16 protein-coding genes are annotated in these 18,267 nt (G+C 42.8%); 8 read left to right on the forward strand and 8 right to left on the reverse strand.

The features are described 5' to 3' along the window. Positions 1–186 precede the first annotated feature (186 nt). The 5 genes from KFB94_00870 (at position 187) to KFB94_00890 (ending at position 6,692) form a co-directional block, all read left to right on the forward strand. A complete protein-coding gene (locus KFB94_00870; GenBank protein QVL45713.1) occupies positions 187–4,068 on the forward strand; it encodes a TIGR02099 family protein in 3,882 nt (1,293 codons plus the stop codon). A gap of 2 nt (positions 4,069–4,070) precedes the next feature. Further along, the gene (locus KFB94_00875; GenBank protein QVL45714.1) at positions 4,071–4,913 is read left to right on the forward strand and encodes a carbon-nitrogen hydrolase family protein; all 843 of its coding nucleotides are present in this window, start codon (positions 4,071–4,073) and stop codon (positions 4,911–4,913) included. Further along, positions 4,913–6,355, forward strand: coding sequence for a metalloprotease TldD (gene tldD / locus KFB94_00880; GenBank protein QVL45715.1), 1,443 nt, complete (start codon positions 4,913–4,915; stop codon positions 6,353–6,355). The genes KFB94_00875 and tldD overlap by 1 nt, the downstream gene beginning before the upstream one ends. Before the next feature lie 71 nt (positions 6,356–6,426). Continuing rightward, complete coding sequence (locus tag KFB94_00885) at positions 6,427–6,564, forward strand: hypothetical protein (protein ID QVL45716.1); 138 nt, start codon at positions 6,427–6,429, stop codon at positions 6,562–6,564. Positions 6,565–6,584: 20 nt separating this feature from the next. After that, complete coding sequence (locus KFB94_00890; protein QVL45717.1) at positions 6,585–6,692, forward strand: DUF2934 domain-containing protein; 108 nt, start codon at positions 6,585–6,587, stop codon at positions 6,690–6,692. A 70-nt stretch (positions 6,693–6,762) separates the two neighbouring features. On the opposite strand, the gene efp is transcribed toward KFB94_00890, so the two are convergent. The 6 genes from efp to KFB94_00920 form a co-directional block, all read right to left on the reverse strand. Beyond that, a complete protein-coding gene (efp, locus tag KFB94_00895; GenBank protein QVL45718.1) occupies positions 6,763–7,323 on the reverse strand; it encodes an elongation factor P in 561 nt (186 codons plus the stop codon). Between the two features lie 48 nt (positions 7,324–7,371). Further along, complete coding sequence (earP, locus tag KFB94_00900) at positions 7,372–8,493, reverse strand: elongation factor P maturation arginine rhamnosyltransferase EarP (protein ID QVL46509.1); 1,122 nt, start codon at positions 8,491–8,493, stop codon at positions 7,372–7,374. A 98-nt stretch (positions 8,494–8,591) separates the two neighbouring features. Next, positions 8,592–8,999 carry a hypothetical protein gene (locus KFB94_00905; GenBank protein QVL45719.1) on the reverse strand — a complete coding sequence of 136 codons (408 nt, stop codon included), beginning with the start codon at positions 8,997–8,999 and terminating at the stop codon, positions 8,592–8,594. A gap of 3 nt (positions 9,000–9,002) precedes the next feature. Next, positions 9,003–9,344, reverse strand: coding sequence for a heavy-metal-associated domain-containing protein (locus tag KFB94_00910; protein QVL45720.1), 342 nt, complete (start codon positions 9,342–9,344; stop codon positions 9,003–9,005). 19 nt (positions 9,345–9,363) lie between these two features. Further along, positions 9,364–10,011: a hypothetical protein gene (locus KFB94_00915; GenBank protein QVL45721.1), complete on the reverse strand. Its 648-nt coding sequence runs from the start codon at positions 10,009–10,011 to the stop codon at positions 9,364–9,366. A 52-nt stretch (positions 10,012–10,063) separates the two neighbouring features. Further along, positions 10,064–10,399: a hypothetical protein gene (locus tag KFB94_00920; GenBank protein ID QVL45722.1), complete on the reverse strand. Its 336-nt coding sequence runs from the start codon at positions 10,397–10,399 to the stop codon at positions 10,064–10,066. 237 nt (positions 10,400–10,636) lie between these two features. On the opposite strand from KFB94_00920, the gene KFB94_00925 reads away from it, so the two are divergent. After that, positions 10,637–10,831 (forward strand): (2Fe-2S)-binding protein, encoded by a 195-nt coding sequence (locus tag KFB94_00925; protein ID QVL45723.1) that lies wholly within the window; start codon positions 10,637–10,639, stop codon positions 10,829–10,831. A gap of 231 nt (positions 10,832–11,062) precedes the next feature. Here the strand turns inward: KFB94_00925 and greB are convergent, their stop codons facing one another. Together greB and KFB94_00935 are read right to left on the reverse strand one after the other, a co-directional pair. Further along, complete coding sequence (gene greB, locus KFB94_00930; GenBank protein ID QVL45724.1) at positions 11,063–11,548, reverse strand: transcription elongation factor GreB; 486 nt, start codon at positions 11,546–11,548, stop codon at positions 11,063–11,065. Then, positions 11,535–11,930, reverse strand: coding sequence for a hypothetical protein (locus KFB94_00935; protein ID QVL45725.1), 396 nt, complete (start codon positions 11,928–11,930; stop codon positions 11,535–11,537). Before KFB94_00935 ends, greB begins: the two co-directional genes overlap by 14 nt. Before the next feature lie 117 nt (positions 11,931–12,047). On the opposite strand from KFB94_00935, the gene KFB94_00940 reads away from it, so the two are divergent. Beyond that, positions 12,048–14,810: a PD-(D/E)XK nuclease family protein gene (locus KFB94_00940; protein ID QVL45726.1), complete on the forward strand. Its 2,763-nt coding sequence runs from the start codon at positions 12,048–12,050 to the stop codon at positions 14,808–14,810. Then, positions 14,807–18,256: a UvrD-helicase domain-containing protein gene (locus KFB94_00945; protein QVL45727.1), complete on the forward strand. Its 3,450-nt coding sequence runs from the start codon at positions 14,807–14,809 to the stop codon at positions 18,254–18,256. Before KFB94_00940 ends, KFB94_00945 begins: the two co-directional genes overlap by 4 nt. Positions 18,257–18,267: the final 11 nt, after the last annotated feature.

An 18,267-nucleotide genomic window follows, 5' to 3' on the forward strand; every position in this document is an offset into this window, starting at 1 on the left:
TATAAAAGGCGTTATTCTAAAGCAATGTTGAGATTTACCTTGCAAGAGTTTCCAATAAATAACTTGGAAAAGAATATAAAGTAGGCACTTATTCAACAATTGCGTGTCTATATTCAAGTAAAATAATGGAACCATTTTTTCGCCAGATACAATGTATTACAAAGTACCCAACCATCAATCCATGCCATGCTTAGTATAAAAAAAACCCCACGCTGGATTATTTATTTTAGCCTCGCGGTGCTGACGATCGTCGTGATGACTGCCGCCACGATTCGATTGGTCATATTTCCCAACATTAATGATTATAAAAATGATGTTGCAGCCATGATTACGAAAAAAATTGGCTTGCGCACCACGGTAGGGAATATTGTGACAGGATGGGATGGTTTGTCACCAAAGATATTAATCCGCGAAATCAATATTTATGACTCGGATAATCAGCCAGCATTACACCTTGAAAATGTAAACGGTACTTTTTCATGGCTTAGTCTGCCAATGCTAAGCCCGCATTTATCACATATCTCGGTGAGCAATCCAACCCTATCGGTAAAGCGAACCAAAACCGGTGCGATTTATATCGCGGGTATTGCAATAGCGGGCGAAGGAAAGCCTGACTTTGCTAACTGGCTATTAAGCCAAGCGAGTATTGATATCAACAATGCTGCGATTGTTTGGCACGATGAGTTGCGGCAAGCACCTGCACTCTCCCTAAATGCAGTGGACTTTAATCTACACAATCCTGCTTGGCGTAAAATTTTTGGGCAACATTTATTTAGCATGCACGCCCTTCCCTCAACAGGAACCCAATATCCCATTCTTTTAAATGGACACTTTTTTGGTAGAGATATTACAAAAATAGACACTTGGCACGGGGAAGTCAGTCTCAGCGCAAAATCAATTGATTTAACAGCATGGAAAGCATGGTTCGACTATCCGATTGATTTACAGAGTGGCTTAGGCAAGGCTGATGTCACGCTTACATTTGCCGATCAGGCAATCAATAAGCTCACAGCAAATGTCCAGCTCAATCAACTATCAGCGAAATTAAATACCTCGACAGAATGGCTCATTGCAAGCGCACTATCTGGCGTATTAAGCTGGGAGGAAACAAAAAATACAACTACCCTGTCTGGACAGCAAATTAAACTTGATACCGATGATGGCTTTCACATTAAAAATGGCTCTGGATTTTTCTCACAGTCGATTAAACATCAACAGCCTTGGTTAAACGCCGCATTATCACTTGATGAATTTGATTTAAGCTATTTAGGCAAGATACAAAAGATCGTCAAATTACCTGAACATATACAGCAACCTATCAACACGCTAAATCCACAAGGCAAACTGAGCAAGCTCAGTATGCGCTTTGAAGGCAACCCCAAACGCCCAAGCCATTTTGCAATCGAGAGTGAATTCACATCCTTAAGTGTTCAGCCTTATCAAAAAATACCGGGTTTTAGCAATCTGTCAGGTGAAATAAAAACCAATGAAAACAAGGGCACACTGCTCTTATCATCCACCAATGCGGTTTTGCATTTAAAAGATATTTTGCGGTGGCCAATTCCAATCAATACCCTCAGCGGAAAAATTTACTGGAACAATCACAATGAAATAGTCAACATTTTCGCCAGTAACGTTGCCATAGCTAACGACCACATGGCTGGCACGATCAATGGGAACTACCTAATGAATAAAATCAAAGGTGGTTATCTTGATCTCAATGCGCAATTTGAACGTGGCGATGCGCAGTTTGCATCTTTCTATTACCCACTTAGCTTGGGAGAGAAAAGCTTAAACTGGTTAGACACTGCAATTTTAAGTGGTAAGGCAAATGATATTCAATTGAAGGTTAAAGGAAAATTAGATGATTTTCCATATGTAGATAAACAAAATAAACCCAACCCATCGCTTGGTGCTTTCAAGGTAACAGCAAGAATCAATGACGCAACATTACAATATGGCAAAGATTGGCCAAGGCTAGAAAAGCTAGGCCTCGATATGCGCTTTGAAGGCAACAGCATGGAGCTCACTGCCGATACAGGCAATATACTGGATCTGAACATTATCAAAGCTAAGGCAATCATTCCAGCGCTCAATACCAATGGAACCATGGCACAAGCGTTGCGCATTGATGCGATAAGTGAAGGCCCTGTCGCGGCAGGGATTGCATTAATTAATAACAGTCCGATCAAACAAGTCACGTTAGGTTTTACTGACGATTTAAAAACATCAGGAAAAGCAAAGCTTGATATGAATATTGAGATACCGTTGAACAACATTGTTGATACGCAATACAAAGGTGAATATTTAATTAACAATGGGGCGATGTATGCAAATGAGAGACTAGGTTTACCTGAAATTTCTATGATTAATGGCACATTACGCTTTGATGGCTCAGGTATTCATGCACGAGCAGTCAATGCTAATATATTAGGTGGCCCCGCCCAATTTGATGTCACCACAGCAGAAAATAAGACCATCAACATACATGCTAAAGGCTTGATGACAGCCAGAGGCATCCAACAATTGAATGACAATACCTTGACTAAAGCATTCAATGGCAGTGCCGGCTGGTCAACCGATATTGCAATTAAGCAACCTTTAATCAACCTAACCATTCGATCTAACCTAAAAGGCTTGGCAATCAATCTACCCTCGCCACTAGGCAAGCATAGCAGTGAGGAAGCGAGCTTAACAATCCAAAAACAGCAATTTCGCGCAGAAGAAGATAGCATCAACATTGACTATAAGCAGGCTGTTTCTGCCATTCTTGTGCGCAAACAAAAAAATGATGGCTTACAATTTGATGGCGGCGACATTGCGATTAATATGCCTGCCAAGGCACCAACAAAGCCGGGTTTAGCATTGCGTGGTCAGTTGGATTACTTCGATGCGGATGAATGGCTGGCGTTACCAAGCAATCAAGATAATAGCAGCAATCTATCTCATGTCCCCTTCAATAGCGCAGCATTATCTATTCAACAACTCAATATTTTTAATCGCAGTTTTTACGGATTAAACGTAAGTAGCAGCCCAAGTGATCGGCATTTACAGATGACGGTCAACAGCCAAGAGATTAATGGGGAGATTGAATGGAGAAGCCCAACCAAAACACAAGCAACAGGGGCATTAATTGCACGACTCAACAAACTTTATATACCCGCTAGCAACGATATAGACCAGACTGATACTAAACAAACAGAAATTAAAAAGTTAGATAATCACTATCCTGCTTTAGATATTCAAGTAGATGATTTTAAGCTTGGCAAAAAAGAGCTTGGTCGATTTGCGCTTAATGCCTATCAGGCTAATGATGACTGGGTCATTCAACAACTTAAAATCAGCAACCCTGATCATGTCTTAATGGCAGAAGGTCGCTGGTTTAACTGGACCAGTAGCCCAAATACTAACTTAGTCTTTTCATTAACCGCAAATGATGTGGGCAATACCTTAAAGCGTTTTGGTCAACCCGATGTCATTAAAGGTGGAGTGGCACTTATCGCTGGTCAGCTAAACTGGCCAGGCAGCCCTCATCAATTTCAGTCAAAAGGATTAAACGGTGAATTGCAACTAGGTGCATCAAAAGGACAAATTGTTAAAGTTAAACCAGGCGTCGGCCGACTCTTTGGTCTACTGACACTGCAAAGCCTACCTCGGCGCCTAACATTGGATTTTAGAGATTTATTTAGCGAAGGTTTTGCATTTGATGAAATCAGTGGTAACGCCAATATTACTGATGGCATTATGCATAGTAATGATTTCTTTATGACTGGCCCAGCGGCAGAAACCAAAATTAAAGGCGATATTGATTTAAATAAAGAAACGCAATATCTACACATAAAAGTTATTCCGCACATCAGCGACAGCTTTTCATTGGCCGCGCTTGCTGGAGGTCCAATCGTTGGTGCAGCCGCCTTTGTTGCGCAGAAGTTATTAAAAGACCCGCTAAACAAAATCGCACAAAGCGAATATACTATTGTTGGCACTTGGGATAACCCTGTAGAAGTAGGTGCCGAAAAAATGCAACCAGATAAACAACCCACTAACTCACCATTGAATTCGCAATAACAATGACATCAAAAAAATCGACAAAATACGCAAGTAGCATCGTTAAAGTAGCTGGCATACAAATGGCATCCAGCCCCAGTGTATCCTCTAATCTAACAGAAGCTGAACGTTTAATTACGCTGGCGGCCAAAGCCGGTGCAAAGATAGTTGTACTACCAGAATATTTTTGCATCATGGGTATACATGACACTGATAAAGTGAAGATAAAAGAAAAAGAAGGCGATGGCCCTATTCAACATTTCTTATCTAAAATGGCCAAAAAACACAAGATATTCCTCATCGGCGGCACCGTGCCTCTTATCAGCAATCTGCCTAACAAAGTACGTAATAGTTGTTTAGTCTATAACGATAAAGGTAAGCAAATTGCACGCTACGACAAAATCCATTTATTTGGTTTAGATTTAGCCACCGAACGCTATCACGAAGAAAACACCATCGAAGCTGGCAATCAAGTCGTTGTGGTTGAAACGCCTTATGGCAAAATCGGACTATCAACTTGTTATGATTTGCGCTTCCCAGAGCTATATCGCGCAATGGGAGAAGTCGATATGATTGTTGTTCCGTCTGCATTTACCGAGACGACAGGCAAGGCGCACTGGGAAACACTCATCCGGGCACGTGCGATAGAGAATTTATGTTATGTGATTGCACCAGCGCAAGGCGGTTATCACCTGTCTGGTAGAGAAACCCATGGTAATAGTATGATAGTCGATCCCTGGGGCGTCATCTTAGATAGACTACCCCGCGGTTCTGGTATTGTGATAGCGGGCGTTAATACGCATTACGAAGCCAGCCTTCGTAAAAGCTTACCAGCCCTTAAACACAAGACCATCAAGGCAATTTAATGCAACAAACCAACCATTTACACATAGCGAATGAGGCATTATTAGTGCCTGCAGGCCTCGATACACAATCAATACAAGGTATATTGAGCAATATAATGTCGCATCAAGTCGACTATGCTGATTTATATTTTCAATACAGCAGAAGTGAATCTTGGGGCTTAGAAGAAGGTCAAGTCAAATCTGGCGCATTCTCAATTGATCAAGGTGTTGGTGTTCGTGCCATTAGTGGTGAGAAAACAGCCTTTGCCTACTCGGATGAAATCAACTTACCTGCCTTACAACAGGCAGCTAATGCAACCAAAGCCATCGCTGCTATCGGCGCTGAGCAAACAGCTAGCCGCATTATCACACCGGCAGCAACACCACTCTATTTACCCAACGATCCAATTGCCTCACTTTCTGCAGATGCCAAAGTAAAATTACTAGAACGCTTAGAACAATTTGCCAAGCAAGCTGACCCCCGTATCACGCAAGTCATGGCGTCTATCGGTGGTGAATATGAAGTTATCATGGTTGCGCGAAGTGACGGTGTAATGGCAGCTGATGTACGTCCGCTAGTACGCGTTTCAATTCAAGTGATTGCTGAACAAAATGGGCGGCGCGAACAAGGTACTGCAGGTGGTGGCGGCCGTTTCGACTACCACTATTTCACAGATGCCGTATTACAAGATTATGCAAAAAAGGCAGTGCATCAAGCATTAGTTAATTTAGACGCACGCCCTGCCCCAGCCGGCAGCATGACAGTTGTACTAGCTTCAGGCTGGCCCGGCATACTCTTACATGAAGCGATTGGTCATGGTTTAGAAGGTGACTTTAATCGTAAAGGTAGCTCAGCATTTTCTGGCATGATAGGCCAACAAGTGGCATCGAAAGGCATTACCATTGTTGATGATGGCACAATCAACGACCGTCGCGGCTCGCTAAGCGTTGATGATGAAGGCAATCCAACCCAGCGCAATGTGCTTATTGAAGATGGCATCTTACGCAACTATATACAAGATACGTTAAACGCGCGTTTAATGAAACAAGCCACAACCGGCAATGGTCGTCGAGAGAGTTATGCACACATCCCTATGCCACGCATGACAAACACTTATATGCTCAATGGCGACAAAGCACCAGAGGAAATTATTCAATCCGTGAAAAAGGGTTTATATGCTGCCAACTTTGGTGGTGGTCAAGTTGATATTACCAGTGGCAAGTTTGTCTTCAGCGCAGCTGAAGCTTACATGATAGAAGACGGTAAAATTACCCATCCCGTTAAAGGGGCAACTTTAATTGGTAATGGGCCAGACGTGCTTACACGGGTCAGCATGATTGGTAACGATATAGCACTCGATAGTGGCGTTGGCACTTGTGGAAAAGAAGGTCAAAGTGTCCCTGTTGGTGTTGGTCAGCCAACCCTTAAAATTGACGGCTTGACAGTAGGTGGTACCGTTTAATATGATATTGCTAACGGGGCCATAAGCCTCGGCTTATTTATCTGCTTTTACTTCACAAAAGGAGCAATATTATGGCTGTTAGTCCTGCTAAAAACCCCGCATCAAAACCCCCTGTCAAAAAAACCACCACTAAAAAACCAGCCGTAAACAAAGCGACTGCAGCAAAAACGACAGTAAAAAAACCAGTGCGCCTAAAACACGCAAAATAAGCGCCGAAGAGCGTTACAAAATGATTGAAGTAGCCGCTTATTATATTGCTGAACATCACAATTTTCAGGGCAGTGCTATTGATTTTTGGATTGCTGCTGAGGAAGAAATCAATAAAAAAATTGCTTAACTTAATTGCTCTACAGATTATTGACATTAAAAAAGGGTGCTTCGCGCACCCTTTTGCTTAGCAATTGCTATTATTTTAAGACACGATTTCTATATTCGCTTGTGCGTGTATCAATCTCAATATTATCACCTTGCGCCACAAAAAGCGGCACTGATATTTCATATCCCGTTGCTAATTTTGCCGGCTTCATTACCTTACCCGAAGTGTCACCTTTAACTGCAGGTTCAGTGTAAACCACTTCTCGCACGACCGTTGTTGGCAACTCAACTTGTATCGCTTTGCCTTCATAAAAACGTACATCGCATGTCATACCATCTTCTAAAAATGGCAACACATCTTCCATAAATTCTGCATCTACGTCATATTGGTTATAGTCAGCATCCATAAACACATAGCTAGGATCTGCAAAATAAGAATAAGTCACTTCTCTTTTTTCTAGCACAACGATATCAAATTTGTCACCGGCGTTATAGACGTTCTCGCTTGGTGCTTCTGTTAGCAAGTTTTTAAACTTAGCTTTGACTACCGCACCACTGCGGCCAGATTTATTATATTCAGATTTCACTAAAACCAATGGCTGTCCATCAACCATTACAACATTACCAACACGAAGTTCTTGAGCTGTTTTCATATATTCAACACCAAAATAAGGGAATTATTTAAAAGCGAATATTATACGCTAGTTTGCCAAATACGCACAAAAAGCAACTAACTTGCTTGCCAAATCTTCTTGCTGAGTTATCGCTTGTGATTGTTGTTGCGTGTATCGCGTAAGTGCTGAAAGATTGTTCAAATAGTGTTGCCAAGCCTCAGCATGGAATCTTTCCGTCGACCATGCTTCATGTAGCTGTACGAGTGTTTGCTGTAATGTTGAATAGCGATAGAAACTTGATAAAAAGGCATTAAGCTTTAAAAGGTGTGCATTATCTTCTTGCCAATAAGGTTGCCAGATAAATGGCTTACCTGCAAAAATCGCTCTTACCCAACTATCTTCGCCTCGAACGAAATTAATATCGCATACCCACAATAATCGATCATAATCATCTTGCGTTAGAAATGGCAGCACATGCAAAGTCAATGCTCCTAGCGTTATACAATCGCCAACTGCCAACGCTGTATAGCCTAATACCGATGTCGGCATGTGCTGATTAAGTGGCATCAAGACAATCACAGACTGTTGACCACCTGCTAATGATTGTAATAAAGCATCAACCGGTGCTTGCCGATAATGAAACAATGAAATGGTTAAATCGGTTGCATGCTTAGCAATCGTTAACGAGCGCCAAAAGGCTTCTTGTAAAGACGCTGATGCTTGAAACGCATCGCGATTAGCAAGCAAGTCTTTCTCACGTAACAACCCACCTGTTTTGTCGCTAAAGCCAGGAAAATAAAAATGACGTGTGAATGCTGTTTCACGGTGTTTGCCATGCAAGCCATGAAAGGCTGTTACCCAAGATTCTGCTGATAAATAATCGACATTAACCCAAACGGTTTGCTTACTCATCAACGATAAATAAGCGGCAGGCAAACCACAAGCAAATGTCTCAATCACGACATCAGCGGCAACATCAAAAGCGGTGTTAGCATCCCATCGTATAACTGTAATGCCTTGAAATGGCTGTTCTGGCCTATCAACAATATCAGTCAATATGTTGGCGGCGGCTGACAAATCATCAACGAACAATTTAATGTGAACATCATGCGCTTGATGTAGCTGTTTAGCTAATCGCCAGCAAACACCAATATCGCCGAAGTTATCAACGATTTTACAGAAAATATCCCATTTTTTTTGAATGTGAATCACAATACAAATGTTAAACGTGTATCAATCATGCGAAGAAGTGGTTTAAAGCAATCAATCGCCATTAAACCACTTTATTGCATCAAGCCCAACGCATATTACATCAGCAATGGTGCGATGAATGCAAAAAAAGCACCAAGCATCAATATGGCAACAGAAAGCCAATAAATAAGTAGTGCATTCTTGCGCGCCTTTATGCAACTTGCCGCTAATAATGGATCGACTGGACAAGGCGAATTACGCGCTTTCCATTGCAAATAGCCTGCCAACACTAACATCAAAGCAGCCAAGCCAAACACTGGCATTTTATGCTCACTCACCCAAATAAGCTGTGGAAATATCGTGAACAAACTGGTTAATGTAGCGGCCGACCCAATGGCAACAAATGTAGCAGGTAAAGCACAACAAATTAAGGTTGAGCCGCTAGTGAATAGCGAGAGTATATTTGCACGCTTAACGATTGTGATAAGACCCAGATCTGGGTTTGCCTGTTTATTTACTTTCATGGCTTACCTTTCTTGAGTAGGGCTATTGGCGTTGAACGCTGCTTTAATCTCATCAATAGACTGCGCTACTTTTTCTACTTTATTCACTGCATAGCCAGCATCTTTAATCACTTGAGTAAAAGTATCCAGCGAAACATCTTGCTGTGGCTTCAGCTCCAATACAACAATACGTCGTTTCAAATCAACAAAAGCACCCTGCCCCTCTGGCATTGCGTTTAACTTTTTCTCAATGCCTTTGGCACAAAATGCACACACCATACCGTTCACTTCAGCTTGAATACTACTAGCTGCAAAAACGACTGGTGAGGTGAAAATATACAATAAAATAATAAGTGTGTTTTTCATACGATATCCTTTAAGTAGGTTAATAAGTAACCATTAGATTAAGTCGAGGTGCACGTTCACTTTTATCAAAAGGATTGGTGACACCCAGTTCTAGGAAGTAATTTTTGTTAATCAGGCGCAATGCTGGTGTTAGCTGAAAGCCTGGATGAAAGTCGCGCGTTGTTTTGGCCTCTAATACAAACCAAGGCTGCGTTTCATCAAAATCTGTTTCGTAAAATGAAAACCCACCTTGTAATGCCGCCATGTCGTTGTTCATACCAGGCGCACGCAGCATACGCATCTTAGCTAAAAAATAAAGCCGTGTTGTTTCATAATCAAATTGCACACTCGGGCTATAACTAAACCCATGATGCAATCCCCTTGCCTCGCCCACACTCCCCATAAACCAAACATTGGCTTGCGCGGCCGGCAAATTCCAACGCTGAATAAGCCCTGTGTAATTAATACCTGTGATGGTTGTCGCGTGCTTATTTCTGGGCGACATACGCATCACCTCAACGCCAACAGCATGACGTATGCTAGGGGCATAATTAATCATTATTTCTTGATTATATTCACCCATCTCGGTCATCAGCATATAGCTATCTTCAAAACCCATGAGGGCAGCTGATTGTACGTGTGTGGCTAAAAAGGCCAATAAAACCGCAACCTGTAGTTGCTTAAACATATTAAACCTCCAATAACTCGATTAAAAAACGTGGACGGATTTGTCCTAGTGATTAATGTCGTATTGGCGGCCTGTACAGAGGTGAGTGATCAATCGACTGAAGTGCATCATCAACAAATGACAACTTAAGTGATTGAAAGGTAGGGATATTAATGAGTGGAATAAAGCCAATGTTAATAACAGAAGTTGCAACCGCACACAAAGGACAACTCATACAGCGATGTGATTGAACAGTGGCTTGATCAGATTCAGCATGACAAGGCATAGTGGCTTGCATCTGTGTTTGATCATGCATTGTGTTAGTTGCCATTTGCATACGCATTGCATTGGCTGTCACCATAAAAATAGGTAACCAAATAACCAACACGGTACACATCAACTTTTTCATTATTGATAGGATAGCCCGCGTCAAGCATTAGTTCAATGCTTTTTTATACCTTAATACTATGACATCAGAGATGGTGATAACCAACTTGCTCTCCCTCATCAATTTGTCTATGCTATTGATGCAGTCGCTAATTGAGTTAGTGTATGAAAAAACACGATGGTTAATACAAAACAGAATCTCAATAAGCTGCACTGGCGATACTGAAACGAAAAATGGGCTTGGTGAATCGATTAAACAATGACAAACACGAGTGAAGATTTAGCTGCAGAAATCATGTGTGAATGTACAGGGACTACACGTGGAAAAATTTTTGATTTAGTAACTGAAGGTTTGGATTTTAATGCAATCTCAAGAAAAACTGGGGTCAACACTGGTTGTGGCGGCTGCGAATGGGAAATTGAAACATTTATCGAAGCATTGCAAGAAAAATAACATGCGCGTAGTGACCATCTCAATCATCGGCTTTGTCTCAAGTGCAGCCGTCAATACATCTCATTTGCGTACACCTCAAATCGACTGACTCATTCAGCTGGTATTAACACTTGCGCCAGAAACAAAGCAGTAACAAACGGCCTATTGATTCAGGAACAGGCGTGATCAATGAAGTATTAACATGTTTTCATCACTGCATAATGATTCACGCCTAAGGCGCATATCAACAGGTTAATATCTCACTTCAATTATTTCAAACTCACCCTCACCTTTTGGTGTTTGCACCCGCACAATATCGCCTATATTTTTACCGTGCAGCGCTTTAGCCAAAGGCGAGACCCACGAAATATAACCCTTCTTCGGGTCTATCTCATCTTTGCCCACAATACGATACCTATGCTCGCTATCATCCGCTAAGTTAAAAACGGTCACCCAAGCGCCAAAAAAAACCTTTTCAAGGTGTTGCTGTTCTTTACTGTCTACAATCACAGCAAAATCCATGCGCTTCATTAAATGACGGCAACGGCTGTCAATTTGACGTAAACGACGCTTACCATAAATATAATCGCCATTTTCACTGCGATCGCCATTACTTGCTGCCCAAGCTACCGTGCGCACAACTTCAGGTCGCTCCACTTTATAAAGCTGATGAAATTCGGCTTGCAACGCTGAAAATCCTTCTGGCGTAATGTAGTTTTTTTCGTCAGTTTGCGCCATAGTCTTCTTGATTTTCTAACACTTCCACCGCGTAAACAAAATACTCTGTATCACCAAAACAGCTACTCGGAATCCATTTATGTTGCTTATAAAATAACCGTACACGCTGCCTATTACTTTCATTAATTTTGGTATATACCGCCGCATTTTTTGCGGTAAAAAAGAACTTCTCTGCTTGTGTGCCAGGCACCGTCATCAACACCTGCTCACCTTCATACGTTTTACAAATAAATCCCTTTTGCGAGATTTTCTGCACAAAACCAACCCGTTCACCAGATGAATAAACCCAATGCAAAGTAAAAAAAGTGTAAATAATAAACAGCATGAGTGGGATAAGAATAATGCCTAACCATTTAAAGCATTTTTTAATACTTGCCAGCATAACAGATTCCCCAAACCAATTATTTTGAGAGTCTATTATCGTACATAACGCTCAGTGGTGTGCACGTTTTATAAGGAAAAGCATAGAGATTATTGCAGTGTCGTTTAGAATAATGCCATGTCATCAAGCGCTTCTCATTTTATTCTTTGCGTCACTTCCCGACTTGCGCGTAGCTTGCAAGCTGCTCAACAACGGGCGCAAATGGCAAGTGGTGAAACACAGTGGTTAGCGCCACAGATTACTACGCTTGCTGATTGGCTCAATCGTGTGATTGAAACAGCGATTTTACTGAATGAAATCGATGCCGACTCTGTACCAACCAGTGGACTGAACGCGACACAAGAAGGTGTATTGTGGGAGCAAAGTATACAGCAATCGCTAAAAACCAACGCAGCTGCTAGTTTGTTTGACACCTCGGGATTAGCAAGTGCGGCAATGGAAGCGAATCGTTTGTTAACAGAATGGCGTTTAACCATAGACTTAGCCAATCTAACTGAAGAAACACAGCAATTGATGCAATGGCGTGACGACTTTCAGCGGCGTTGTAAAGCCAATAACGTATTAGAAGCAGTACGCTATCAGGATTGGCAAATCACGTGTCTAGAAAAAGATGCTGGCCAATTACCAACCCATATTCAACTCGCAGGCTTTGATCGTATACACCCGCATACACGCCGATTAATAGCGGCATTAGAAAAGCGCGGTGTAACCGTCAGCACTTATCCGCTCACCCTCGCTGAGCCACAAGCATTAACGCATGTTATGCTCAATGATCAAGACGCAGAGTGTCGTGCCGCTGTGGCTTGGGCACACGCTCATCTCACGCAACATCCAACAGCTAAATTGGCGATTGTTGTGCCTGAGCTAGAGGCCTTGCGCCCTGCACTATCCAATTTATTAGATGATGTATTCCATCCGTCTACCGCTGCCCCTGCACAAGCCGAAATCATGCGTTGCTATGATTTCACATTAGGTGTACCTCTATCTCGTGTACCAATCATCTCTACCGCTTTGGATTTACTGCACTTTGCTTGGCATAAGCAAGCGTTGCTACAAACTGATATCTCACCACTCATCAACAGTGTGTATTGGTCTAACCACATTGAAGAAGCTGATGCTCGCGCCAAGCTAGATGCTCGCATGCGACAAGAAATGCCATTAAGCCTGAGCAATGATGGTTTTATCCGCTATTTGCAACATGCATGTGACGGCGAGCATGCTTTAATATTGCCTAAACTGTTAGCAGACAGCAAAGCGCTGCTCGGCGTTGCTCAAGAGAACAATCGCTTTGCTAGCATAGATGAATGGGCAACCATATTCAAAACCGCACTTTACTTAAGCCATTGGCAAGGGGCGCGCAGCCTATCAAGCCATGAATTCCAAGCAGTTAAAGCGTTTCACAAGGTTTTACAGCAATTAGGCAGCTTAGCGCCATTCGCTGGCAAAGTGAGTGCCAGCGAGGCAATTAAACGCTTAAGACAATTATGCAAAGCACAGATATTTCAACCAGAACGTAAATCACAAGCCAGCATACAAGTCATGGGTATGTTAGAAGCAGTCGCTGAACCATTAGATGCAATTTGGGTGATGGGCATGAATGATCATATTTGGCCGCCCATGGCGCGGCATAATGCTTTGCTACCAGCGCATATTCAACGAGCAGCAAAAACGCCCAATGCCAGTAGCGATGTGCAAGCGGCATTTGCCCTAGCAATTCATCAACGCCTGATAAAAAGTGCGGCACAAGTGACTTTTTCAAGTGCAAAAAAAGAGGGTGAACGTGAATTGCGCGTGAGTCCATTAATGCACGGCATTCCTCAATTAAGCGAAGCGCCAACGTTAACTCATACGTTAGCTGAATCGTTAGCGCAACAATCGACACGTGATTGGCAATGGCTAGATGACCATCAAGCACCTCCAATACATGCTGGTGAGCACGTTGGAGGGGGCACGGGTTTGCTAAAAGCACAAGCAATTTGCCCTGCTTGGGCATTTTATCAATATCGCCTTAATGCTAGAAAGCTAGGTGAACCTGCGAATGGGCTAGATGCAATGGAGCGCGGCAATTTAGTGCATGCGGTATTGGCCAAGTTTTGGAATGGTCGTAGCCAAGCTGAGTGGCAAGATACGATTCCAGAGCAATTAAAAGCAACATTGTTAGTGATTGCACAGCAGGTATTAACGACATTTAACACAGAACGCAATCAACTATTTTCTGAAGCCTTTTTAAATTTAGAAGCGGCGCGTTTAAGTAAGCTGGTTTTTGCATGGTTAATTGAAGTTGAAATGTTACGCCCACAAGGCTTTACGGTGCTTGCTTGCGAACAGGAACACAACATTGAAATTGAAGGCATCCGCATTAGACTCATTATTGACCGCATTGACCAATTAGATGATGGTCGCTTAGTTGTGATTGACTATAAAACTGGGAGCCAGCTCGATTATAAAAACTGGGCGCAATCACGTATCACCGAGCCACAATTACCAATTTATGCCGCTTTTATTTTGCAAGATTCACAAAGTGATATTGGCGCAGTCTGTTATGCCAAAGTGCGTAACGCAGACAACGCTTTTGCAGGTATTGCGGCGACAAACGATTTGATACAAGGCGCAACTATTTTTAATGACACGCGTGGCAGAAAAATATTTGATGAAGCTGATTTTCCCAATTGGCAAAGCATTATTCAACACTGGCAGAATCGCATCACCAGCACAGCAGTTAGCTTAAAAAATGGCGATGCCGCGGTCACTTTTGATAGTGAAAAGCAACTGGCCTTTTGTGATATAAAAGCACTCCTGCGTTTACCTGAACGTCAATTGCAGTTTGAACATCAACAGCAGGCGTCTAGCAGCGCCACTTTTAAAGACAAGTCGAAATGAGCAAAGCAACTATTTTGCCAGAAGCGTTGTTAAATGAGGATAGCGTAAGCCGAGAGCAAGCGTTGGCACATGATTCATTTATCGTTGAAGCGCCAGCAGGCGCGGGTAAAACTGAGTTACTGACGCAACGCTTTTTAAAGCTATTGACCACGATAGAGGCGCCAGAAGAGGTCGTTGCTATTACTTTTACCAATAAAGCTGCCTCTGAGATGAAATCGCGGATTATGGATAGCTTGGCAATGGCAGCATCTGATGAATTACCCGCTCAACCACATAAACAAAAGACTTTTCACTTAGGTAAAGCCGTACTCGATCGCTCGGCTGAGCTACAGTGGAATTTAGTGAACACGCCTTCAAGATTACGTATTTACACAATCGATTCGCTGAGCGCCAATCTTGCAAGACAAATGCCATTATTAAGCCGCTTCGGAACTCAACCTGGTGTGCGCGATGATGCAAGAACCTATTATGAAGAAGCCGCCATTAACGTCATTGAGCACCTCGCGCATGAAGACTATGGCGCTATTATCCATCGCGCGCTGGACTATTTTGATAACGACACATACAAATTAACCCAACTGTTGTCTGACATGTTAGCCAAGCGCGATCAATGGTTACCTTATACACAAAGCCAACATACTGCGGAAGATGCCGAAGCAGCATTATCCAACATGATCAGTGAAGATATTCAAGCGGCAGCTGTCATGATGACACCACAGCATCAACAAGCGTTGATGCCTATTGCACGATTCGCCGCAAGCAATCTGGAGTCGACACATCCGATTAGCCAATTATTGGATTGGGATACCTGCATACCAGCAGACGCTCAACATTTAGCCCAATGGCAAGCAATAGCACACGTATTACTTACCGCCAGCGGCACATTTCGCAAACGCTTTGATAAAAACATGGGTTTACCGCCAACGACTAAAGCAGAACCCTATAAAGAGGCTTTAGACGAAATCATTAAATCGCTGCTTCAAACAAAAGGTGCACAAGCAGCAATCGCGCGTTTACACACCTTGCCTAACCCTCAGCAAGATGAAAACACGTGGCAAATGATTGCCACGCTAGCGCAGTTGCTCCATATTGCCGTGGGTGAATTATGGTTGGTGTTTCAAAGGTATGGAGAAGTCGACTTTGTGGAAATCTCACAACGCGCATTGCTCGCGCTAGAAGACATTGGGGGCAATGCAACTGATTTAGCATTAACACTAGATTACCGTATTCAACATTTATTAGTTGATGAATTTCAAGATACCAGCCCTTCCCAAATTCAGTTAATCCAAGCATTAACGCGCGGCTGGCAACCAGATGATGGTCGCACCTTGTTTTGTGTAGGCGATCCAATGCAGTCTATCTATCGGTTTCGTAAAGCCAATGTCGGTTTATTTTTACGTGTGGCGCAACAAGGTATTGGCAATATTAAGCTGAAGTCTTTGAAATTATGGCGTAATAATCGTTCAACGCCCCCTATCGTTGATTGGATCAATCATGCTTTCAATCCTATTTTTCCTGCTCAAGACAGCATTAGCAGAGGCGCTATTCAATACCGTCCGTTTGTCGCAACCAAAGCCAACGAGGCATTAGCTGGTGTTACCGTGCACGCCCTATTGGATGAAAAACCAACCATCCCTTCTGTTGACAACACGGATGATGACGAAGAAGCACTGTTAGCAACCGATATTCGTCAGCTAGAAGCAGATATCATGATCGAGATTATCCAACAAACGAGAGCACAGCAACCTTCAGCAAAAATTGCCGTCTTGGTTCGCGCGCGTAGGCATTTAGCCGCATTAGTGACTACAATACGGCGCAATCATCCTACGCTCAGCTTTCAAGCTGTTGAAATTGAAGAACTCGCCAATCGTCAAATCGTGCAAGACCTACTCTCCCTTATTTATGCACTGCATCAACGAGCAGACCGGGTGCATTGGCTAGCAATTTTAAGAGCGCCTTGGTGTGGTTTGACCCTTGCTGATCTGCATGCCCTCGTTGGCAATGATAAAAACAGCACTATATTAGAACTGATACAGAATGAAACCTGTGTTAACAAACTCAGTGCAGATGGTCAGCAGCGTTTATTGCATGTTCGAGATGTGCTATTACAAGCGCTACAACATCAAGGTCGCCTGTCTATTAGTCGCTGGCTACATGGCGTATGGCTCATGTTAGGTGGTGCAGATTGTTTATGGGATGCGGGTGATGTGCGCGATGTGCAAGCCTTTTTTGCGCGTATTCAAACATTAGAAAATACGGGGCAATTTTCACCACAGCAACTCGCCATCGAAGTAGAAAAACTCTATGCTGCGCCTGATGCTAAAGCCGATGACAGCTTGCAATTGATGACCATTCATAAATCCAAAGGCTTGGAATTCGACACGGTGATTTTGCCGAGTCTTGATCGTAAAACTGGCGGCAATGAACAACCATTGCTACTATGGGAAGAAGTGTCATCCGAGCGACCACATGATGATAATCAACCTGTTGATTTGGTGGTGGCGCCTTATATCCCCAAAGGTAATCTATCGCAAACAACAAATCATGCTACGCCCTATGACTATTTAAAAATGTTAGAAAAAGAACGCGCGGCGCATGAAAATACACGGGTGCTATATGTAGCCGCAACCAGAGCTAAGCACAGTTTACATTTAATCGGTGCCGCTAAAGTTGATGCTAAAGGGCAAATCACTGCGCCAAAAAATACTTTTTTGGCTACCTTGTGGCCAATTGTGCACAGTCAATTTAATGAAGCGCAAGCGATTAAGCCTACTGCCAATATAAGTAACTACGCAATCAAGCATGCTGGCACCATCACATTAGAACATTTCAAGCCGCAATTGATACGCTTGCAAACGCCAACCATAGCCAAACTATTCACACAAACCAGCACGTCAATCAATCCAAATAATCTTATTTTAGAAGATGATAACAACACGTTAGATGCAAATGTTGGCATTTTAACGCATTTATATTTACAGCTAATTGCTGACAATGGTGTAGAAAACTGGTCAGCGCCAACAATTGCTGGCTTAGCTGGCGCAATGCGTCGTTGGTTCAAACAAAAGGCCTATGATGCGATCACAATTGAACAAGCCGTAACGCGTGTGCAGCACCTATTAACAACAACACTTGCTAGCGAGCAAGGGCAATGGATATTACGCGACAGAGCAAGCGCGGCTAGCGAATTAGCCATTGAATCTAGTGACGACCAAGTTACTGCCAAAAAAATTATTGATCGTACGTTTATCGAAGAAGGTGTGCGCTGGGTGATTGATTACAAATCAGTGGAGCTGGCTAAAGATAGCACAGCATCGACACTTAAAGCCATTGCCGTACAGTACCAAGCACAACTGGATGCATATGCCACGTTGTTTGAATCACAAGGATTACCCATTCAAAAAGCGATTTTCTTTGTTAGTCTAGGCCAGTTAGTCCTATTATAAAACGCTAGTTA

The sequence above is a fragment of the Methylophilaceae bacterium genome, from assembly GCA_018398995.1.
In the GTDB taxonomy this organism is placed as follows: Bacteria; Pseudomonadota; Gammaproteobacteria; order Burkholderiales; family Methylophilaceae.

Excerpts from the sequence above, each read along its gene's own strand:
- KFB94_00870 (QVL45713.1), top strand. The coding sequence starts at position 187 with ATGCTTAGTATAAAAAAAACCCCACGCTGGATTATTTATTTTAGCCTC.
- KFB94_00875 (QVL45714.1), top strand. The coding sequence starts at position 4,071 with ATGACATCAAAAAAATCGACAAAATACGCAAGTAGCATCGTTAAAGTA.
- tldD (QVL45715.1), top strand. The coding sequence starts at position 4,913 with ATGCAACAAACCAACCATTTACACATAGCGAATGAGGCATTATTAGTG.
- KFB94_00885 (QVL45716.1), top strand. The coding sequence starts at position 6,427 with ATGGCTGTTAGTCCTGCTAAAAACCCCGCATCAAAACCCCCTGTCAAA.
- KFB94_00890 (QVL45717.1), top strand. The coding sequence starts at position 6,585 with ATGATTGAAGTAGCCGCTTATTATATTGCTGAACATCACAATTTTCAG.
- efp (QVL45718.1), bottom strand. The coding sequence starts at position 7,323 with ATGAAAACAGCTCAAGAACTTCGTGTTGGTAATGTTGTAATGGTTGAT.
- KFB94_00905 (QVL45719.1), bottom strand. The coding sequence starts at position 8,999 with ATGAAAGTAAATAAACAGGCAAACCCAGATCTGGGTCTTATCACAATC.
- KFB94_00910 (QVL45720.1), bottom strand. The coding sequence starts at position 9,344 with ATGAAAAACACACTTATTATTTTATTGTATATTTTCACCTCACCAGTC.
- KFB94_00915 (QVL45721.1), bottom strand. The coding sequence starts at position 10,011 with ATGTTTAAGCAACTACAGGTTGCGGTTTTATTGGCCTTTTTAGCCACA.
- KFB94_00920 (QVL45722.1), bottom strand. The coding sequence starts at position 10,399 with ATGAAAAAGTTGATGTGTACCGTGTTGGTTATTTGGTTACCTATTTTT.
- KFB94_00925 (QVL45723.1), top strand. The coding sequence starts at position 10,637 with ATGACAAACACGAGTGAAGATTTAGCTGCAGAAATCATGTGTGAATGT.
- greB (QVL45724.1), bottom strand. The coding sequence starts at position 11,548 with ATGGCGCAAACTGACGAAAAAAACTACATTACGCCAGAAGGATTTTCA.
- KFB94_00935 (QVL45725.1), bottom strand. The coding sequence starts at position 11,930 with ATGCTGGCAAGTATTAAAAAATGCTTTAAATGGTTAGGCATTATTCTT.
- KFB94_00940 (QVL45726.1), top strand. The coding sequence starts at position 12,048 with ATGTCATCAAGCGCTTCTCATTTTATTCTTTGCGTCACTTCCCGACTT.
- KFB94_00945 (QVL45727.1), top strand. The coding sequence starts at position 14,807 with ATGAGCAAAGCAACTATTTTGCCAGAAGCGTTGTTAAATGAGGATAGC.